Origin of the sequence: Halorubrum sp. CGM4_25_10-8A, assembly GCF_005435025.1 — an archaeon.
GTDB classification, from domain to species: domain Archaea; phylum Halobacteriota; class Halobacteria; order Halobacteriales; family Haloferacaceae; genus Halorubrum; species Halorubrum ezzemoulense.
In genome coordinates, this window is the sequence record NZ_SGTX01000001.1 from 142103 (window position 1) to 156618 (window position 14516).

General features: G+C 71.7%; 17 protein-coding genes. 14 read left to right on the forward strand and 3 right to left on the reverse strand.

All coding sequences use genetic code 11. The features are described from left to right. Positions 1-33 precede the first annotated feature (33 nt). The 11 genes from EXE52_RS00710 (at position 34) to EXE52_RS00760 (ending at position 8825) form a co-directional block, all read left to right on the forward strand. Positions 34-1026, forward strand: coding sequence for a hypothetical protein (locus EXE52_RS00710; RefSeq protein WP_049929843.1), 993 nt, complete (start codon positions 34-36; stop codon positions 1024-1026). An 80-nt stretch (positions 1027-1106) separates the two neighbouring features. Then, on the forward strand, positions 1107-2513 hold the full coding sequence (locus EXE52_RS00715) for a CRTAC1 family protein (RefSeq protein WP_049929844.1): 1407 nt from the start codon (positions 1107-1109) through the stop codon (positions 2511-2513). Between the two features lie 92 nt (positions 2514-2605). Beyond that, a complete protein-coding gene (locus EXE52_RS00720; protein WP_049929846.1) occupies positions 2606-2806 on the forward strand; it encodes a hypothetical protein in 201 nt (66 codons plus the stop codon). Between the two features lie 98 nt (positions 2807-2904). Then, positions 2905-3630: a ribosome assembly factor SBDS gene (locus EXE52_RS00725; RefSeq protein WP_089307763.1), complete on the forward strand. Its 726-nt coding sequence runs from the start codon at positions 2905-2907 to the stop codon at positions 3628-3630. 160 nt (positions 3631-3790) lie between these two features. Then, positions 3791-4276: an aminoacyl-tRNA deacylase gene (locus tag EXE52_RS00730; RefSeq protein ID WP_049929852.1), complete on the forward strand. Its 486-nt coding sequence runs from the start codon at positions 3791-3793 to the stop codon at positions 4274-4276. A 133-nt stretch (positions 4277-4409) separates the two neighbouring features. Then, positions 4410-5453: a metal ABC transporter solute-binding protein, Zn/Mn family gene (locus tag EXE52_RS00735; RefSeq protein WP_089307764.1), complete on the forward strand. Its 1044-nt coding sequence runs from the start codon at positions 4410-4412 to the stop codon at positions 5451-5453. A gap of 100 nt (positions 5454-5553) precedes the next feature. Beyond that, positions 5554-6294: a metal ABC transporter ATP-binding protein gene (locus tag EXE52_RS00740; protein ID WP_049929854.1), complete on the forward strand. Its 741-nt coding sequence runs from the start codon at positions 5554-5556 to the stop codon at positions 6292-6294. Beyond that, positions 6294-7370, forward strand: a complete 1077-nt coding sequence (locus EXE52_RS00745) for a metal ABC transporter permease (protein WP_049929856.1) — start codon at positions 6294-6296, stop codon at positions 7368-7370. Before EXE52_RS00740 ends, EXE52_RS00745 begins: the two co-directional genes overlap by 1 nt. Positions 7371-7468: 98 nt before the next feature. Beyond that, positions 7469-7753 (forward strand): hypothetical protein, encoded by a 285-nt coding sequence (locus tag EXE52_RS00750; RefSeq protein ID WP_049929859.1) that lies wholly within the window; start codon positions 7469-7471, stop codon positions 7751-7753. Between the two features lie 78 nt (positions 7754-7831). Then, entirely contained in the window at positions 7832-8275 is a 444-nt protein-coding gene (locus tag EXE52_RS00755) for a hypothetical protein (protein ID WP_049929861.1), read from the forward strand. A 37-nt stretch (positions 8276-8312) separates the two neighbouring features. Continuing rightward, positions 8313-8825, forward strand: coding sequence for a DUF123 domain-containing protein (locus EXE52_RS00760; protein WP_049929863.1), 513 nt, complete (start codon positions 8313-8315; stop codon positions 8823-8825). Between the two features lie 62 nt (positions 8826-8887). On the opposite strand, the gene EXE52_RS00765 is transcribed toward EXE52_RS00760, so the two are convergent. The 3 genes from EXE52_RS00765 to EXE52_RS00775 all read right to left on the reverse strand — a co-directional run bounded on the left by EXE52_RS00765 (position 8888) and on the right by EXE52_RS00775 (position 10670). Beyond that, positions 8888-9370 (reverse strand): acyl-CoA thioesterase, encoded by a 483-nt coding sequence (locus tag EXE52_RS00765; protein ID WP_049929865.1) that lies wholly within the window; start codon positions 9368-9370, stop codon positions 8888-8890. A gap of 79 nt (positions 9371-9449) precedes the next feature. Then, positions 9450-9908, reverse strand: coding sequence for a bifunctional nuclease family protein (locus tag EXE52_RS00770; protein ID WP_049929866.1), 459 nt, complete (start codon positions 9906-9908; stop codon positions 9450-9452). 72 nt (positions 9909-9980) lie between these two features. After that, entirely contained in the window at positions 9981-10670 is a 690-nt protein-coding gene (locus EXE52_RS00775; protein WP_049929867.1) for a winged helix-turn-helix domain-containing protein, read from the reverse strand. Positions 10671-10793: 123 nt separating this feature from the next. Here EXE52_RS00775 and EXE52_RS00780 point away from each other — a divergent pair, with 123 nt between their 5' ends. From EXE52_RS00780 to purM, 3 genes are all read left to right on the forward strand, one after another. Then, positions 10794-12578, forward strand: a complete 1785-nt coding sequence (locus EXE52_RS00780; RefSeq protein WP_089307765.1) for a TraB/GumN family protein — start codon at positions 10794-10796, stop codon at positions 12576-12578. Next, entirely contained in the window at positions 12575-13249 is a 675-nt protein-coding gene (locus EXE52_RS00785; protein WP_086215691.1) for a metalloprotease, read from the forward strand. Before EXE52_RS00780 ends, EXE52_RS00785 begins: the two co-directional genes overlap by 4 nt. A gap of 82 nt (positions 13250-13331) precedes the next feature. After that, positions 13332-14357, forward strand: a complete 1026-nt coding sequence (purM, locus tag EXE52_RS00790; RefSeq protein ID WP_089307766.1) for a phosphoribosylformylglycinamidine cyclo-ligase — start codon at positions 13332-13334, stop codon at positions 14355-14357. Positions 14358-14516: the final 159 nt, after the last annotated feature.

The following is a 14516-nucleotide window of genomic DNA, read 5'->3' on the forward strand; positions in this document are numbered from 1 at the left end:
CCTTATGAGGAGGACACGCCCACACCGGTACACGTGACACTCGAACAGTTTCTCGATCGCTTCGACGGCCCCGAGCGCTCCGTCGTCATCGTCAACCGGACCGACCCGGACCCCGTGCTGAACATGCTCGTGGACACGTTCGGCGACGACGCGGTGGGAGTGGTCGACGGCCGCGTGATCACCGGCTCGGGCGATCGACGAGTCACCGACGGCGCGGGGCCAGCCGGAGCCGCGAGCGGCGAGCGGACGCACGGTCTCACCGCCCGAGAACTGGCGACGACCGGCGTGCTCGACGATGACACCGGGACCGTCCCCTCCCTCGACGTCGAGGTGCTTCGCCGCCACGACGACGTTCCGTTCGACGGCGGCGACCCCGACGAGATCGAGAACCTCGTGCTGCTCATGGAGGGCGGCGAGGTGGTCGCCGGCTCGACGCTCGCCGAACTCGGCGACGCGGTGCTCTTCGTCAACTCGGACCTGTACGTCACCGGCAGCCGGTCCCTCGGCGACGTCGATCTCCCGTCGGTGATAAGCGGCCTCGGCGACGCGACGTTCACGCTCCGCGGGTATCCCGAATCGAACCGACAGAAGCTGCTCCTCATCACCATCTCGCGGTTCATCGAGCGCGCGGCGTGGGCCGCCGGCGACGGCACCCTGCGCTCGTCGTTCCAGCGGCTCTCGCGGATCGACGACGAGGTCGGCACGCGGAACGTCTACGAGCGCGTCACCGAGACCGCCGTCGACACGCACCTCTACGGGGTCCCCGACAGGCTCCCGGCGGACCTCGACGCCGTGATCCACGCCGGGAACGACCCGGACTTCACAGATAGCTGGTTCGTGGTGTACCGACCGCCGGAGGGACCGCACTCGGCCGCGAGCGACCCGAGTAGCGACCTCAAGCGGGGTGTCGAGGGCGGCGTCGGACTCCTCGCGGTCGAGACGGAGCCGCGAGTCTGGCGCGGGCTGTGGACGTTCGACGCCGACCGGATATCGCGGGTGAACCGGTACATCGAGCGGAACCTATAGCCTCGGTTACCATTTCTCACCGCGGGAGCCGCTCGTATCCAACCCGTGCGTTCATATTCTCGGAGCGGTGACGGGCGGCCATGTTCACGGAGCGGTCCGGTCTCCTCGACGACGGACGCCCGATGCGCGGATACGGGGTCGCGGTGACGCCCGGCCGCGACGGACCGCTCGTCTTCGTCGCCGGCTACGGCGAGCCGAATCGGCTGTACGCCCGGAAGGACGGCCGCTACGTCGACACCGCCTGCGGGATCGTCGCCGACGGGACGCGCCACGGGATGGGCGTGTGCGCGGCCGACCTCGACGCCGACGGCTGCGAGGAGGTGTACGTCCACAACTGCGCGCGCGGCGTCGACGGCGGCGACCCCGACCTCCTCTTGAGCCGACTGGAGGCCGACCGGTACCGCTGGACCGACGTGTTCGCGCGGGAGGTGAACGCCGACCGCCTCGACGTCCGCGCGGGCCGGTCGGTCGCGGCGCTCGACCGACTGGGGACCGGCCGGTACGGCGTCGCGGTCTCGGGCTACGCCGCCCCGCTCGCGTTCTACGAGCTCGGCGACGACGGCGAGGTGACCGACATGGCCGAGGCGGTCGGGCTGGAGGTCGACGGCGGCTGTCGGTCGCTGCTCGCGGTCCCGTACCGCTCCCGCGAGGGCGACCTGTTCGCGGGCGTCGAGGGGGGACCGAACCGGCTGTTCAGCAACCGCGACGGCCACTACGACCGCACGGACGGCGGTCCCGCCCTCTCCGATCCCAGCGGCGACACCCGCGGCGCGGCGGTCGTCGACGAGGGCGGGACGTTCGCGCTCGCGGTCGGCAACGAGGCCGCGCCCAGCCGCCTCCTGCGCTGTTCGCCGGCGGGCGGCTACGACGACGTGGCCCCCGCCCCGCTCCGCGAGGTGGGCGCGGTCCGGACGGTTGTCGCCGCGGACTTCGACAACGACGGGCGCGAGGAGCTCTTCTTCAACGTCTGCGGCGCGGAGAACCGGCTGTTCGAGCGCGTCGACCGCCCAGGCGAGCCGCCGGAGTGGGAGCCCGTCTCGCTCGGGGCGGCCGCGGAGCCGGACGGGTTCGGCACCGGCGCGGTCGCGGCCGACGTCGACGGCGACGGGGCCCTCGAACTCCTCGTCGTCCACGGCGAGGTCGCCGCGCAGCCGGTGACGGTGTACGGCGCCACGGACGCGCCCGACGCCGGCTGGCTCCGCGTGCGCCCGACGACGCGGCAGGGCGCGCCGGCGCGCGGCGCGGTCGTCACGCTGGAGACCGCCGACGGCGTCCAGCGGCGGGCGATCGACGCGGGCGGCGGCTGCCTCTGTCAGACGGAGCCGGTCGCGCACTTCGGGCTCGGCGGCGCGAAGCCGCTGCGCGTGGACGTGCGGTGGCCCGACGGCCGCGAGCGGACCGTCGTCGGGCCGAGCCCCGACCGAGAGATCACCGTCGAACACCCGTCGCGCAGGGCGACCGACCGCGACGCGCGAACGAGGCGGTAGCTGCCGGACCCGTCCCGCCGAGGGTCGGGCGTCGTCGTGGCCAGAACTGCCGCCCTTCGCGGGTTCAAGTGCCCCCGGACGTACGGGGAGGTATGGTAGATCCGACCTCGGACCTCGAGGAGGACGTCGACGAGGAGTCCGCGCCCGGGTGCGCCACGTGCGGCCAGCCGGCGCTGGGGAGCGGTCGTCGAACGATCACGTGGGTCGACGGCGACGACATCGTCCACCGACACTTCTGCTCGGAGTCGTGCCGCGAGGAGTGGGACGACGAGCGGCCGTCTGCGGGAGGGTAGCCGGGTCGGCGCGGGGGCGCCGCGACCGGACGCCGCGGTTCATTGCGGCGAAGACGGCGGCGGGAGGCTTTTTGCCCGCGGGGGTGGTAGCGTCCGGTATGATATCGCTCGACGAGGCCGTGACGGCCCGACTGGAGTCACACGGGGAGCGCTTCGAGGTCCTGATCGACCCCGACGCCGCGCTCGCGATCAAGCGCGGCGAGTTCGACGGTGACTTAGAGGAGGTCATCGCCGCGGAGGACGTCTTCGAGAACGCCTCGCGGGGCGACCGACCGGCAGAGGAGGATTTAGAGACCGTCTTCGGCACCACTGATCCGCTCTCGATCATTCCGGAGGTCGTCGATCGCGGGGAGATACAGATCACCGCCGAGCAGCGCGCGGAGATGCAAGAGCGGAAGCACAATCAGCTGGTGACCACCATCACGCGCAACGCCGTGAACCCGCAGATGGACGACTCGCCGCACCCGCCCGAACGGATCGAGCGCGCGCTGGATGAGGCCGGGTTCCAGATCGACCCGATGGAAGCGGTAGAGAACCAGGTCGACGACGCGCTCGACGCGCTGCGACCGGTGATCCCGATCCGGTTCGAGGAGGTGACGATGGCGGTCCAGCTCCCGGCCGACTACGCGGGGTCCGGACAGGCGCAGATCCGGGAGTTCGGCGACCTTGAGCGCGAGGAGTGGCAGAACGACGGCTCCTGGGTTGGGGTACTCACCTTCCCGGCCGGGCTCCAGAACGACCTCTACGACCTCGTCAACGAGGTCACCTCGGGCGAGGGCGACGCCCGCGTGATCAAGGACAAAGACGAACTCCGGACCCGGTAACGGGTCCTGACGGCCCGGCGACGGCGACCGCGCCCGGAGAGCGACTGCAACGCCGACCGCGCTCGCGACACCGACCACGACGCGGACCGCGACTCTGCCCGTCGCCGCAGTTTCACCGCCTCCGAGAGGTTGATGTCCGCGGGGCGCGGTCTCGTATCGCATGCACCCACGCGCGGCGGAGTTCGAACGGCGGGCTCGGGAGCGGTACGGCGTCGAAATCGACGTGCTGGAGTTCGACGCCGGCACGGAGACGGCGGCCGCGGCGGCCGACGCGCTCGACCGCGAGACGGGCGCGATCGCGTCGACGATCGTCGTCTCGCTCTCCGGCGGCGACCGAGACGGAAGCCTCGTCGCCGCGATCACGAGCGGCGCGAACCGGCTTGACCTCGACGCCGTCGCTGACCACTTCGACGCCGACGACGCCGAGATGGGCGACCCGGGGCGCATCCGCGAGGTCGTCGGCTGGAGCATCGGCGGCGTGCCGCCCATCGGCCACGACGCCGCGCTCCCGACGGTGTTCGACCCGACGCTCACCGAGTACGACACCGTGTACGGCGCCGCCGGGACGCCGAGCGCGGTGTTCGCGGTCGACCCCGAGACGCTCGCCGACCTCGCGGACGCCGCGGTCGTCGACCTCACCGAATGAGGCGGCGTCGCGACAGGCCCGACGCCGCTCCGACTCCGGCGTTGTTAATCGACGGTCGGTTTCGGGGGCGAGATTATTAAGACTGAGATATGAAATAATAACTTTTTTCTATTAATCCGCGTTACAGATCGGTATGACTCACTCACGGCGGTCGGTGCTGCGGCGCGGTGCCGGGTTGGCGGTCGCGGGAACGGCGGCGTCGCTCGCGGGGTGTACCGGGAACGGGGGCGGCAGCTCCGAGGAGTTCGACTCCGGGTACGCCGCGTTCTTCACGCTCAACGACTGGGCCAACGAGGTCGCGGGCGACAACGCGAGCTTCGAGGACCCGGTCGACGTGGGCCAGCTCGGCCACGGGTGGACGCCCGACGGGACCCTCGCGGCGGACGTCGCGGCGACGGACGCGTTCGTCTACCTCGACAGTCCGGAGTTCGCGTGGGCGCAGGACCTGGCGGCGACGCTGGAGAGCGACTACGACACGGTCGCCACGGTCGACGTGCTCGACGGGCTCGAAGGCGATCTGCTCGAGTGGAACCACTCTCACGGGGAGAGCCACGACGAGGAGGGCCACGACGAGGAGGGCCACGACGAGGGGGACCACGACGGGGAGGGCCACGATGAGGGAGACCACGACAACGGGACCCGGTACGACCCCCACGTCTGGACGGACCCGGTCCTCGCGGCCGAGATGGTCGACACGATCGCGACCGGGCTGGGCGAGGCGGACCCGGACAACGCCGAGGCGTACGCCGCCAACGCCGAGGCGTACGCCGCGGATCTGGACGCGATCGACGACGCCTTCCGGTCGATCGCCGAGGACGCCGCGCGCGACGTGGCGGTGTTGGCGGGCCACAACTCTTTCCAGTACCTGGAGGCGCGCTACGGGTTCCGGCTCCGCTCGCCGGTGGGCGTCTCGCCGCAGAACGAGCCGACCCAGTCGGAGATCGCCGACACGATCGACCTCGTCGACGCGGAGGGGATCGACGTGGTGCTGTACGACCGGTTCCAGTCGCCGCGGCTCGCCGAGTCGATCGTCGAGAACAGCGGCGCGACGGAGGCGGTTCCCGTCACGCCGGCCGGGGGGACGACGCGGGAGTGGAACGACGCCGGGTACGGCTACCTCGAACAGATGACCGAGATCAACGTCCCGGCCTTCGAGCGGGCGTTCGGGGCGCAGTGACCGGCACGGTCGCCGGCGCGCCGAGCGACGCCCCGACCCGGCGGCGCGGCGACGGAGTAAAAGAGCTAAACGTGCGGCCGGTCCAGATGGGGCACACGAAGTGACCGCGATCGTCGACCTCGACGGCGTGACGTTCTCCTACGGCGACACCGTCGCCGTGAGAGACGTCTCTCTCACCGTCGAGGAGGGCGACTTCCTCGGGCTCGTCGGACCAAACGGCTCCGGGAAGACGACGCTGCTCCACCTCATGCTCGGCCTCCACGAGCCCGACGAGGGGTCCGTCGAGCTGTTCGGCCGGCCGGTCGACGAGTTCGACGACGGCGGCCGGATCGGCTACGTCTCCCAGAAGGCGACGAGCCGCGGCGGCGCGATGCCCGTCACCGTCCGTGAGTGCGTCACGATGGGGCGGTTCGCGCACGCCGGGCGAGGGCGGCTCTCCGCGGCCGACCGCGCAGCCGTCGCGGACGCCATCGAGACGGTCGGGGTCGGGGACCTGGCCGACCGGCTCGTCTCGGAGCTGTCCGGCGGGCAGAAGCAGCGAGCGTACATCGCTCGCGCCCTCGCGAGCGACGCGGACCTGCTCGCGCTCGACGAGCCGACGGTCGGCGTCGACGCCGAGTCGCGCGACGCGTTCTACGCCCTCCTCGACGAGCTCAACGAAGACGGGATTACGATCATCCTCATCGAACACGACATCGGCGTCGTCACCGACCGCGCGGACCGCATCGCCTGTATCAACACCGAGCTGTACCACCACGGGGACACGGAGTCGTTCGTCGATAGCGACGCCCTCGCGGAGGCGTACGGCGCGACCGGACAGGTCGTCCACCACCACCACTGATGACCGGGGAGACACCGGCCGACCGGGAGCGGGAGCGTCCGCGTCCGGACCGGACCGGCCGCGAACGAGGACTCCGCCGGACCGCGGAGCTCGCCGGGATCGGGCTCACGGGCGTCGTCGCGGCGGTCATGCTCTCGTTCCTCCTCCTCTACTGGACGCAGGACCTGCCGGTGGCGAGCGAGCTGTACGCCGCGTTCCGCTCGATGGGGCGCGCGATGGACGCCGCGTTCGGGACGAACGTCTTCCGACACCCGATCATGTGGCAGTCGATGGCGGTTGGCGTGCTCGTCGGGGTGGTCGCCCCGCTCGTCGGCTCCTTCCTCGTCCACCGCGAGATGGCGCTGATCGGCGAGACGCTCGCGCACACCGCGTTCGCCGGGGTCGCCGTCGGGATCCTCGTCACCTCCTCGACGGGGTGGAACGGCTCGCTGCTGCTCGTCGCGCTCGCGGTCGGCATCCTCGGGGCGCTCGGGGTCCAGTGGCTCACCGAGCGCACCGACGCGTACGGCGACGTACCCATCGCGATCATGCTCAGCGGGAGCTTCGCGGTCGGGACCCTGATCATCAGCTACGGCGACGGGCTCACCGGCGTGAACATCCAGGGGTACCTGTTCGGGAACCTCGCGGTCGTCACGCCGGAGGGCGCGCGCCTCATGGGAGCGCTCTCGCTGATCGTCGTCGCAGGCGTTGCGCTGACGTACAAGCAGCTCCTCTTCATCACCTTCGACGAGCAGGCCGCGCGGGTCGCCCAGCTGAACGTCACCGGCTACAACACCCTGCTCGTCGTGCTGACCGCGGTCGTCGTCGTCGGCGCGATGCAGGTGCTCGGCGTCATCCTCGTGGCGGCGATGCTCGTCGTCCCCGTCGCGGCCGCCTCGCAGGTGGCCCGGAGCTTCCGCGAGACGATGTACCTCGCCGTCATCTTCGGCCAGCTGTCGGTGATCGGCGGCTTCGCCGTTTCGATCGGACTCGGCCTCCCCTCCGGGGGGTCGATCGTCGTCACGGCCATCGCGGTGTACCTCGGCAGCATCGTCGGCTCCGGCTCCTCGGTGAAGGCGATCTCGTCGCACGGTTGACGGGTCGGACCGGCGGGCTCGGAGGCCGCAGGCGGCGGTCGTGCGCGGCTCGCGTCCGGTTTCCACAGACCCTTATGTCGCGGCCGCGACCGACGGATATGGGAGAGACAGAAACCTACACGGTCACCGGTCCCGACGGTGACGAGGAGTCGTTCGAACTGCCCGCCGGCCTCGTCGACGTGCTCAGCGAGCAGGGCGAGGCCGCGACCGCCGTGGTCTCAGACGTCGTCGTCCAGGCGATGGCCCAGCAGGCGCACGTCATCGTCCACCACAGCGAGGGCGACGTGCCCGAGGACATCGCGGAGATGAACGAGACGGCCGCGGAGCTGTTCGAGGAGCGGTTCGGGCAGTCGCTCGAAGACGCGCTCGGCCACTCGCACTGAGCGGGTCCGACGCGCCCCGGCACCCGAACGAGTTCGTCCGACCGGCCGCTTAAGACGGTCGAGTCCCTACGTTTTCGCATGTCTACTGACCCGGACGGCGCGGACGCGCCGGTGCTGATCTTCGACGGCGACTGCCCGTACTGCTCGGTCGCCGCCGTCGCGCTCCGCCGGCTCGAGGGCGTCGTCGCGGTCCCGTGGGAGGCCGACCCGGTCGGCCCGTTCCTCGACGCGCAGTTCGGCTCGCGCCCGTTCGCGATGGTGCTCGTCGACCCGGTCGAGCGGCGGGTGTACGCGGGGCGGTCGGCCGCCGAGGAGCTGGCCGACCGCGCGGGAACGCCGGGCATCGTCGGCGGGCTCGTGCGCGACAACTACGACCGCATCGCCGACGTCGTCGGGACGCTGTCCGGCCGGGGCCGCGACCCCGCGGACGTCCACGACACCTACCGACTGGACGACGACGCGGGCGAGATGGTCGGGTCGCTCCGGGCGGCCGCCGACGAGGCGCCGACCGCGCTGTCGTGAGCGCGACCGGGACCGGGTCGCGGCCGGCGGGGGACGGATGACCGACGCCGACGGCGGCAGCTACACCCTCATCGTCGCCCTCGCGGCCGACGCCACGCTGTCGGCGGGCGCGCTCGGCGAACACCGTCTCCCGGCCGGCGCGTACGCGTACACGGGCAGCGCGCTCGGCGCCGGCGGGTTCTCGCGGGTCGACAGGCACCGGCGGACGGCGCGGGGCGACCACGACGTCCGCCACTGGCACGTCGACTACCTGCTTGGTCACCCGGCCGCGCGGATCGACCGCGTCGTGCGGAGCCTCGGCGTCGACGTCGAGTGTCCGGTCGCGGAGCGCCTACCCGCCGGCCCGGTAGACGGGTTCGGCGCCTCCGACTGCGACTGTCCGAGTCACCTCGCGGCAGGCGACGCGTCCGAGGCGGCCGAGGTGAGCGGACCCGACCGCGACGCGCTCGACGGCCTCGCGGAGCGCGCGCTGGCGGCGCACGAGGCCGCGGTCGCGGCCGCCGCCGACCCGGACGCGACCGTCGAGGTCGTCGCGGGCTCGGGAGAGTAACGGGCCGTGCGGTCGGCGGTCGTGCCGGTTCACGGGGCTGGAGGTCGTGTCGGTCTGCGCGGTCAGAGGTCGTACCGGTTCACGACCTGTCGCAGCTGCTCCTCGCGCCCGTTCATAGCGTCCTCGCGGAGCGCTTCCTCGTCGGCGGTCGGACAGTCGAGGTCGGGGACCGGCGTGGGGCGCCCGTCGTCGTCGAGCGCGACGAAGGTGAAGTAGGAGGTGGTGGTCCGGCGCGTCTCGTCCGTGCGGGGATTCTCCGCGCGCACGTCGACCTTCACGTCGACGCTCGTCCGGCCGGTGTTGAACACGTATCCCTCGACGATCGCGACCTCGCCCATCTCGATCGGCGAGATGAAGTCGACGTGGTCCATCGACGCGGTGACCACCTGTCGGTTCGAGAACCGCATGCCGGCGATGGCGCCGCAGATGTCCATCCAGTGGAGCACGGCGCCCCCGAGCGCCCGGCCGAGGTTGTTCGTGTCGTTCGGGAGGAGCATCTCCGTCATCTCCGTGTGCGAGGAGGCGAGCGTCGCGGTCTCGTCCATGCCCGTGGTGGGAGATGCGGCAACTTGAACGACGGGCTTCGGCGCGGGCCCGCCGCCCGCCGAGTCCGGGGCCCCGGGCTCAGCGCTCCTCCGATGGGTCGCCGTCGCCGCTAAACTGGACCGAGTCGGGCGGTCGCCCCGCTTCGTCTATCACCTCGTCGGTGACGACGATCGGACAGTCGAGGCGCACGGCGAGCGCGAGCGCGTCGGAGGGACGGGCGTCGAAGACGAACCGCTCCGGCTCGCCCTCCTCGTAGCGCTCGGCGTCGACCTTCGCGTAGAAGGTGCCGTCGCGGAGGTCGTCGACGCGGACGCGGTCGATGGCGCCGCCGAACTCCGTGAGGATGTCAACGAGCAGGTCGTGCGTGAGCGGTCGGTCGAACGGTTCGCCCTCCAGCGCCATACCGATCGATCGGGCCTGGTCGCCGCTGACGAATATCGGGACGTACTCGTCGCGCGCGGAGAGGATCACCGCCGGGACGTCGCCGCTCGGCGCAGACCCCGCACCGACCCCGACGACCTCGGCTTCGTGTTCCATATCGGAACGTGGTGACGGCCGCTTGAATAGCTGTCCCACGCGCGTCCCGTTCGGTCCGCGACCCCCGCCGCCCTAGCTCGACGCTCGGTACCAGTACGCCCACGCCAGCGTGAAGACGAGCGCGGCGGCGACGAAGAAGACGACCCCCGGCTCGACGAGCGAGACCGCGTACTCCGCGAGCGGGCGGCCGACGAGGTCGACCGCACTGTCGGCGCCGTCGGCGGCGGTGTTCTGGTCGGGGACGCTCTCTATCGAGGGGCCGTCGGTGCTGGCCGTCCCAACGTCGTCACCGCCCGAGGCGCTCGTCCGCGGGTCCGCGAGCGAGCCGACCGCGAGGAGCCGCTGGGCGGCGACCGCGGCGAGTCCGATGATCCCGTACCCGCCGAGCAGACGCATGAGCGCGGTCTTGATCCCCGTCGACTCCTCGGAGCCGCCAGCGAACAGCACGAGCGGCTCGTCCGCTGCGGCGTACACGTCCATCTCGCGGCCCTTCTCGGAGTAGGCGGTGTCGACCACCTCCACGAGGTCGGCCTCGTCGAGCCGGGAGAGGTGGTACTGGACGTTCTGGAGCGAGGTGTCGACCTCGTCGGCGATCTCCGACTTCGTCGCCGGGCGGTCGTGGAGCGTCGAGAGGATCGCGCGCGCCGTCTCGGAGCCGAGGGCCGCGATGAGGTCGTCGGCCTCGTCGTCGTCGACGCCGACGACCCGGGGCTCGCGCTCCTCTGGCGTCGCGTCCGGCAGGGAGGGCAACAGCCGGGACATACGACATCCTGTGGCGCGTGAGGATACAAACTTGTTGGATCGTTGGGGACGGGTCGACCCCGCCCGAGCGGGAGCCGGGACCGACGCACAAACCCTAAACGCGGTGACCGAGTACGTCGGGTGATGACAGAGACGTCACGGGGGACCGACGACGAGGCACCCCCGTCGACCGACAGACCGCCGCGCACCGACGGCGGCGACCTCGACCGGGAGCCGGGCCGCGGACCCGCCGCCGACGGCGAGGGGAGCGTGACGGTCGTCGGGACCGCGCACGTGTCGGAGCGCTCCGTCGACGAGGTCGAGGAGACGATAGAGCGGGAACGCCCCGACGTCGTCGCGGTCGAGCTCGACGAGGGGCGCTACCGCCAGATGAACGGCGAGACGCCCGACGACCTCGACGCCGGCGACCTGCTCAGGGGGAACACGGTGTTCCAGTTTCTGGCGTACTGGATGCTCTCGTACGTCCAGACCCAGCTCGGCGAGCGGTTCGATATCGAGCCGGGCGCCGATATGAAGGCCGCCGTTGACATCGCCGAGTCGCTCGGCATCGACGTCGCCTTGGTCGACCGCGACATCCAGACCACGATCCAACGCTTCTGGGCCCGCATGACGATCACGGAGAAGCTCCGGCTCGTCGGCGGGCTCGCGTTCGGCGTCAGCGACCCGCGGGTCGCCGGCGCGATCGGCGGGCTCCTGGTCGGGATCCTCGCCGGGCCGGCCATCGGCCTCTTCGGCGGCGCCGTCGGGATCACCGACGCGATCCTGACGAGCGTCGCCGCGGGCGTCCTCGTCGCGCTCGGCGTCGGGATCGCCGTCGACCAGGTCGGCTCGCTCGCGCTCTCCCCGGACCAGCGGCTCTACGCCGCGGTCGGAACCGGGTTCTCGACCGGCGTCGCCGCCGGGGTCACCGGGGCCGCGAACGGACCCGTCTCGGCGTACCTCGGCGGGTTCCCCGTTGCGGCGATCGGGGGCTTCGGGATCGGGATCGGCCTCGGTCTCGTCGTCGGCGCCGTCCTCGCGATCGCGGTCAGCGGGTTCGGCGGCGGCGAGGTGGACCCGGAGGCCGGGGGTATCGAGGAGCTGGACGCCGCGGACCTCACCGACACGGACGTGGTGACGATGATGATGGAGGAGTTCCGGCAGTTCTCCCCGGGCGGCGCGGAGGCGCTCATCGACGAGCGCGACGCGTTCATCGCCCACCGGCTCGTCGCGCTCCGCGAGGCCGGGCACGACGTGGTCGCCGTCGTCGGCGCGGGCCACCAGGCGGGGATCGAGCGGTACCTCGCCGAGCCCGCGACCCTCCCGGCGATGGACGACTTGGTCGGCGAGGAATCGGGACGCGGGCTCCCCTGGAAGAAGGCGATCGGCTACGCGATCACCGTCGGCTTCGTCGGCTTCTTCCTCCTGCTGGCGCTCGGCGGCGCCGGCAACGCGTTCCTGCTCCGGCTGTTCGGCGCGTGGTTCCTGATCAACGGCGTCTTCGCCTTCGCCTTCGCGAAGGTCGCCGGCGCACGCTGGCTCTCGGCGGGCGTCGGCGGCGCCGTCGCGTGGATGACCTCGATCAACCCGCTGCTCGCGCCCGGCTGGTTCACCGGCTACGTCGAACTGCGGAGCCTGACCGTGAACGTGGCGGACATCGGCGCGCTCAACGACCTGCTCGGCGACGAGACGCGGTCGGTCGGCGAGTTAGTCTCCGCGATGCTCGACGTGCCGCTTTTCCGGCTCATCGTCGTCGTCGCGATGACGAACGTCGGCAGCATCGTCGCGAGCTTCCTCTTCGCGGCGTACGTCATCCCGGCGATGTTCGGCGCCGAGGTCGGCGGCGTCGACGAGGTCGGGCGGCTGCTCGTCGAGGGCGCGGTCAACGGCGCCGACCTCGTGCGCGGCGCCGTGGGGGGGATCGCATGAGCGGCGGCGCGACGTTCTCGGGGCGGCGAATCGCGGGGCTCTACTTCAGCGGCGCGGAGCTCCGCGACCTGCTCGTCGCGTGGCTCGCCTTGGGCGTGGCGTTCACCCTGTTCTTCGTCGGCGGCTCGGCCGGGATCGGTCGCATCCTCGCCGCGGGCGTGATCCCGCCGCTGTTCGTCGGGCTCGCGACCGCTGGGGTCGCCTTCCTCCTCCACGAGGTCGCGCACAAGGTCGTCGCGGTCCACTACGACCAAGTCGCGGAGTTCCGCGCGGACAACAGCATGCTGTTCCTTGCCGTGATGAGCTCGCTCCTCGGGTTCATCTTCGCCGCGCCCGGCGCCGTCCACCACCGCGGGCGGCTGACGCCGCGGGAGCACGGGCATATCGCGCTCGCCGGCCCGGCCGTGAATCTCGGGCTGATGGCCGTGTTCTTCCCGCTGTTCGCGCTCGGCGGGCTCCTCGGCAGCGAGCTCGTGACGATCCTCGGCGCGCGCGGCATCGCGATCAACGCGTTTCTCGCGGCGTTCAACCTCGTCCCGTACGGCCCGCTCGACGGGAAGACGGTGCTGTCGTGGAGCAAGCCGGTCTGGGCGGCCGTCTTCGTCCCCTCGGTCCTGCTCGCCGTCGGGCTCGTCTTCGTCGTCGGGCTCGGCTTCGGCGGCCCGTTCTGAGCCGCGGTCGGGCGACCGCCGCGCGTCCGGCGGCTTCGCCCGGAACGGTGCGTTTTTGCTCCGCCGGCGTGCCTCCACACACATGACCGAGGGCGACGGGAGCGGCGGCGGGGGACCGGACGGCGACGACGAACTCACCTACGCGGACGCGGGCGTCGATATCGACGCGAGCGAGGCCGCCACCGCCGCGCTGATCGGCGCGGTCGGCTCGGACGCGGACGACGACGCGAGCGACTACGCCGGCCTCCTCGACATCGGCGACCGCTACCTCGCGCTCGCGACCGACGGCGTCGGGACCAAGCTGCTCGTCGCGGAGGCGCTGGGCGACTACTCGACGGTCGGGATCGACTGTATGGCGATGAACGTCAACGACCTCGTGGCGGCCGGCGTCCGCCCCGTCGCCTTCGTCGACTACCTCGCCGTCGACGAGCCGGACGAGCGGTTCGCCGAGCAGGTCGGCGAAGGGCTCGCCCGCGGCGCCGACCTGGCGGACGTCGAACTCGTCGGCGGCGAGACGGCCGTGATGCCGGAAGTGGTCCGCGGGCTCGACCTCGCCGGGACCTGCGCCGGTCTCGCCGCGAAAGACGGCGTGTTCGACGGACGGGCCGAACCGGGCGACGCGCTCGTCGGCTGGCGCTCGTCGGGGATCCACTCGAACGGGCTCACGCTGGCGCGCGAGGCCGTCACGCGCGACCACGCCTACGCGGACCCCTGCCCGTTCGGCGACTACGAGACACTCGGCGACGCGCTGCTCGAACCGACCGCGATATACACGGACCTGCTCGACCCGATGCGCGAGCACGGCGTCCGCGGCGCGGCCCACATGACGGGCGGCGGCTGGACCAACCTCGACCGGCTCGGCGGCCACCGCTACGTCGTGGAGGACGCGTTCGACCCGCAGCCGGTCTTCGAGTTCGTCCAGTCCGAGGGGGGCGTCTCCGACGAGGAGATGTACCGCACGTTCAACATGGGGACCGGGTTCGTCGCTGCGGTCGACCCGGACGCGGCCGAGCCGCTGGCCGACGCGACCGACGGGCGCGTGCTCGGTCGCGTCGAGAAGCACGCGGGCGACGGGGGGAACGTCGCGATCCGCGGGCTGGAGCTGTAAGAGAGGGCCGTTCGGATCGAGGTCGCCGCCGGTGCGGTGAGTCGGGCAAAAGTCCCGGCCGCGATGGCCCGCAGGGCTGCCGTTTCGCTCTCACCCGACCGCACCGTGACCGCACCTCACACCACCGCGGTCGGTTCAGACCACCTACGGTCGTCCGTC

What these genes read in the sequence shown, in the direction of transcription:
- EXE52_RS00715 (WP_049929844.1), top strand. Translation starts at nt 1,107, where the DNA reads ATGTTCACGGAGCGGTCCGGTCTCCTCGACGACGGACGCCCGATGCGC.
- EXE52_RS00720 (WP_049929846.1), top strand. Translation starts at nt 2,606, where the DNA reads ATGGTAGATCCGACCTCGGACCTCGAGGAGGACGTCGACGAGGAGTCC.
- EXE52_RS00725 (WP_089307763.1), top strand. Translation starts at nt 2,905, where the DNA reads ATGATATCGCTCGACGAGGCCGTGACGGCCCGACTGGAGTCACACGGG.
- EXE52_RS00730 (WP_049929852.1), top strand. Translation starts at nt 3,791, where the DNA reads ATGCACCCACGCGCGGCGGAGTTCGAACGGCGGGCTCGGGAGCGGTAC.
- EXE52_RS00735 (WP_089307764.1), top strand. Translation starts at nt 4,410, where the DNA reads ATGACTCACTCACGGCGGTCGGTGCTGCGGCGCGGTGCCGGGTTGGCG.
- EXE52_RS00745 (WP_049929856.1), top strand. Translation starts at nt 6,294, where the DNA reads ATGACCGGGGAGACACCGGCCGACCGGGAGCGGGAGCGTCCGCGTCCG.
- EXE52_RS00750 (WP_049929859.1), top strand. Translation starts at nt 7,469, where the DNA reads ATGGGAGAGACAGAAACCTACACGGTCACCGGTCCCGACGGTGACGAG.
- EXE52_RS00755 (WP_049929861.1), top strand. Translation starts at nt 7,832, where the DNA reads ATGTCTACTGACCCGGACGGCGCGGACGCGCCGGTGCTGATCTTCGAC.
- EXE52_RS00760 (WP_049929863.1), top strand. Translation starts at nt 8,313, where the DNA reads ATGACCGACGCCGACGGCGGCAGCTACACCCTCATCGTCGCCCTCGCG.
- EXE52_RS00765 (WP_049929865.1), bottom strand. Translation starts at nt 9,370, where the DNA reads ATGGACGAGACCGCGACGCTCGCCTCCTCGCACACGGAGATGACGGAG.
- EXE52_RS00770 (WP_049929866.1), bottom strand. Translation starts at nt 9,908, where the DNA reads ATGGAACACGAAGCCGAGGTCGTCGGGGTCGGTGCGGGGTCTGCGCCG.
- EXE52_RS00775 (WP_049929867.1), bottom strand. Translation starts at nt 10,670, where the DNA reads ATGTCCCGGCTGTTGCCCTCCCTGCCGGACGCGACGCCAGAGGAGCGC.
- EXE52_RS00780 (WP_089307765.1), top strand. Translation starts at nt 10,794, where the DNA reads ATGACAGAGACGTCACGGGGGACCGACGACGAGGCACCCCCGTCGACC.
- EXE52_RS00785 (WP_086215691.1), top strand. Translation starts at nt 12,575, where the DNA reads ATGAGCGGCGGCGCGACGTTCTCGGGGCGGCGAATCGCGGGGCTCTAC.
- purM (WP_089307766.1), top strand. Translation starts at nt 13,332, where the DNA reads ATGACCGAGGGCGACGGGAGCGGCGGCGGGGGACCGGACGGCGACGAC.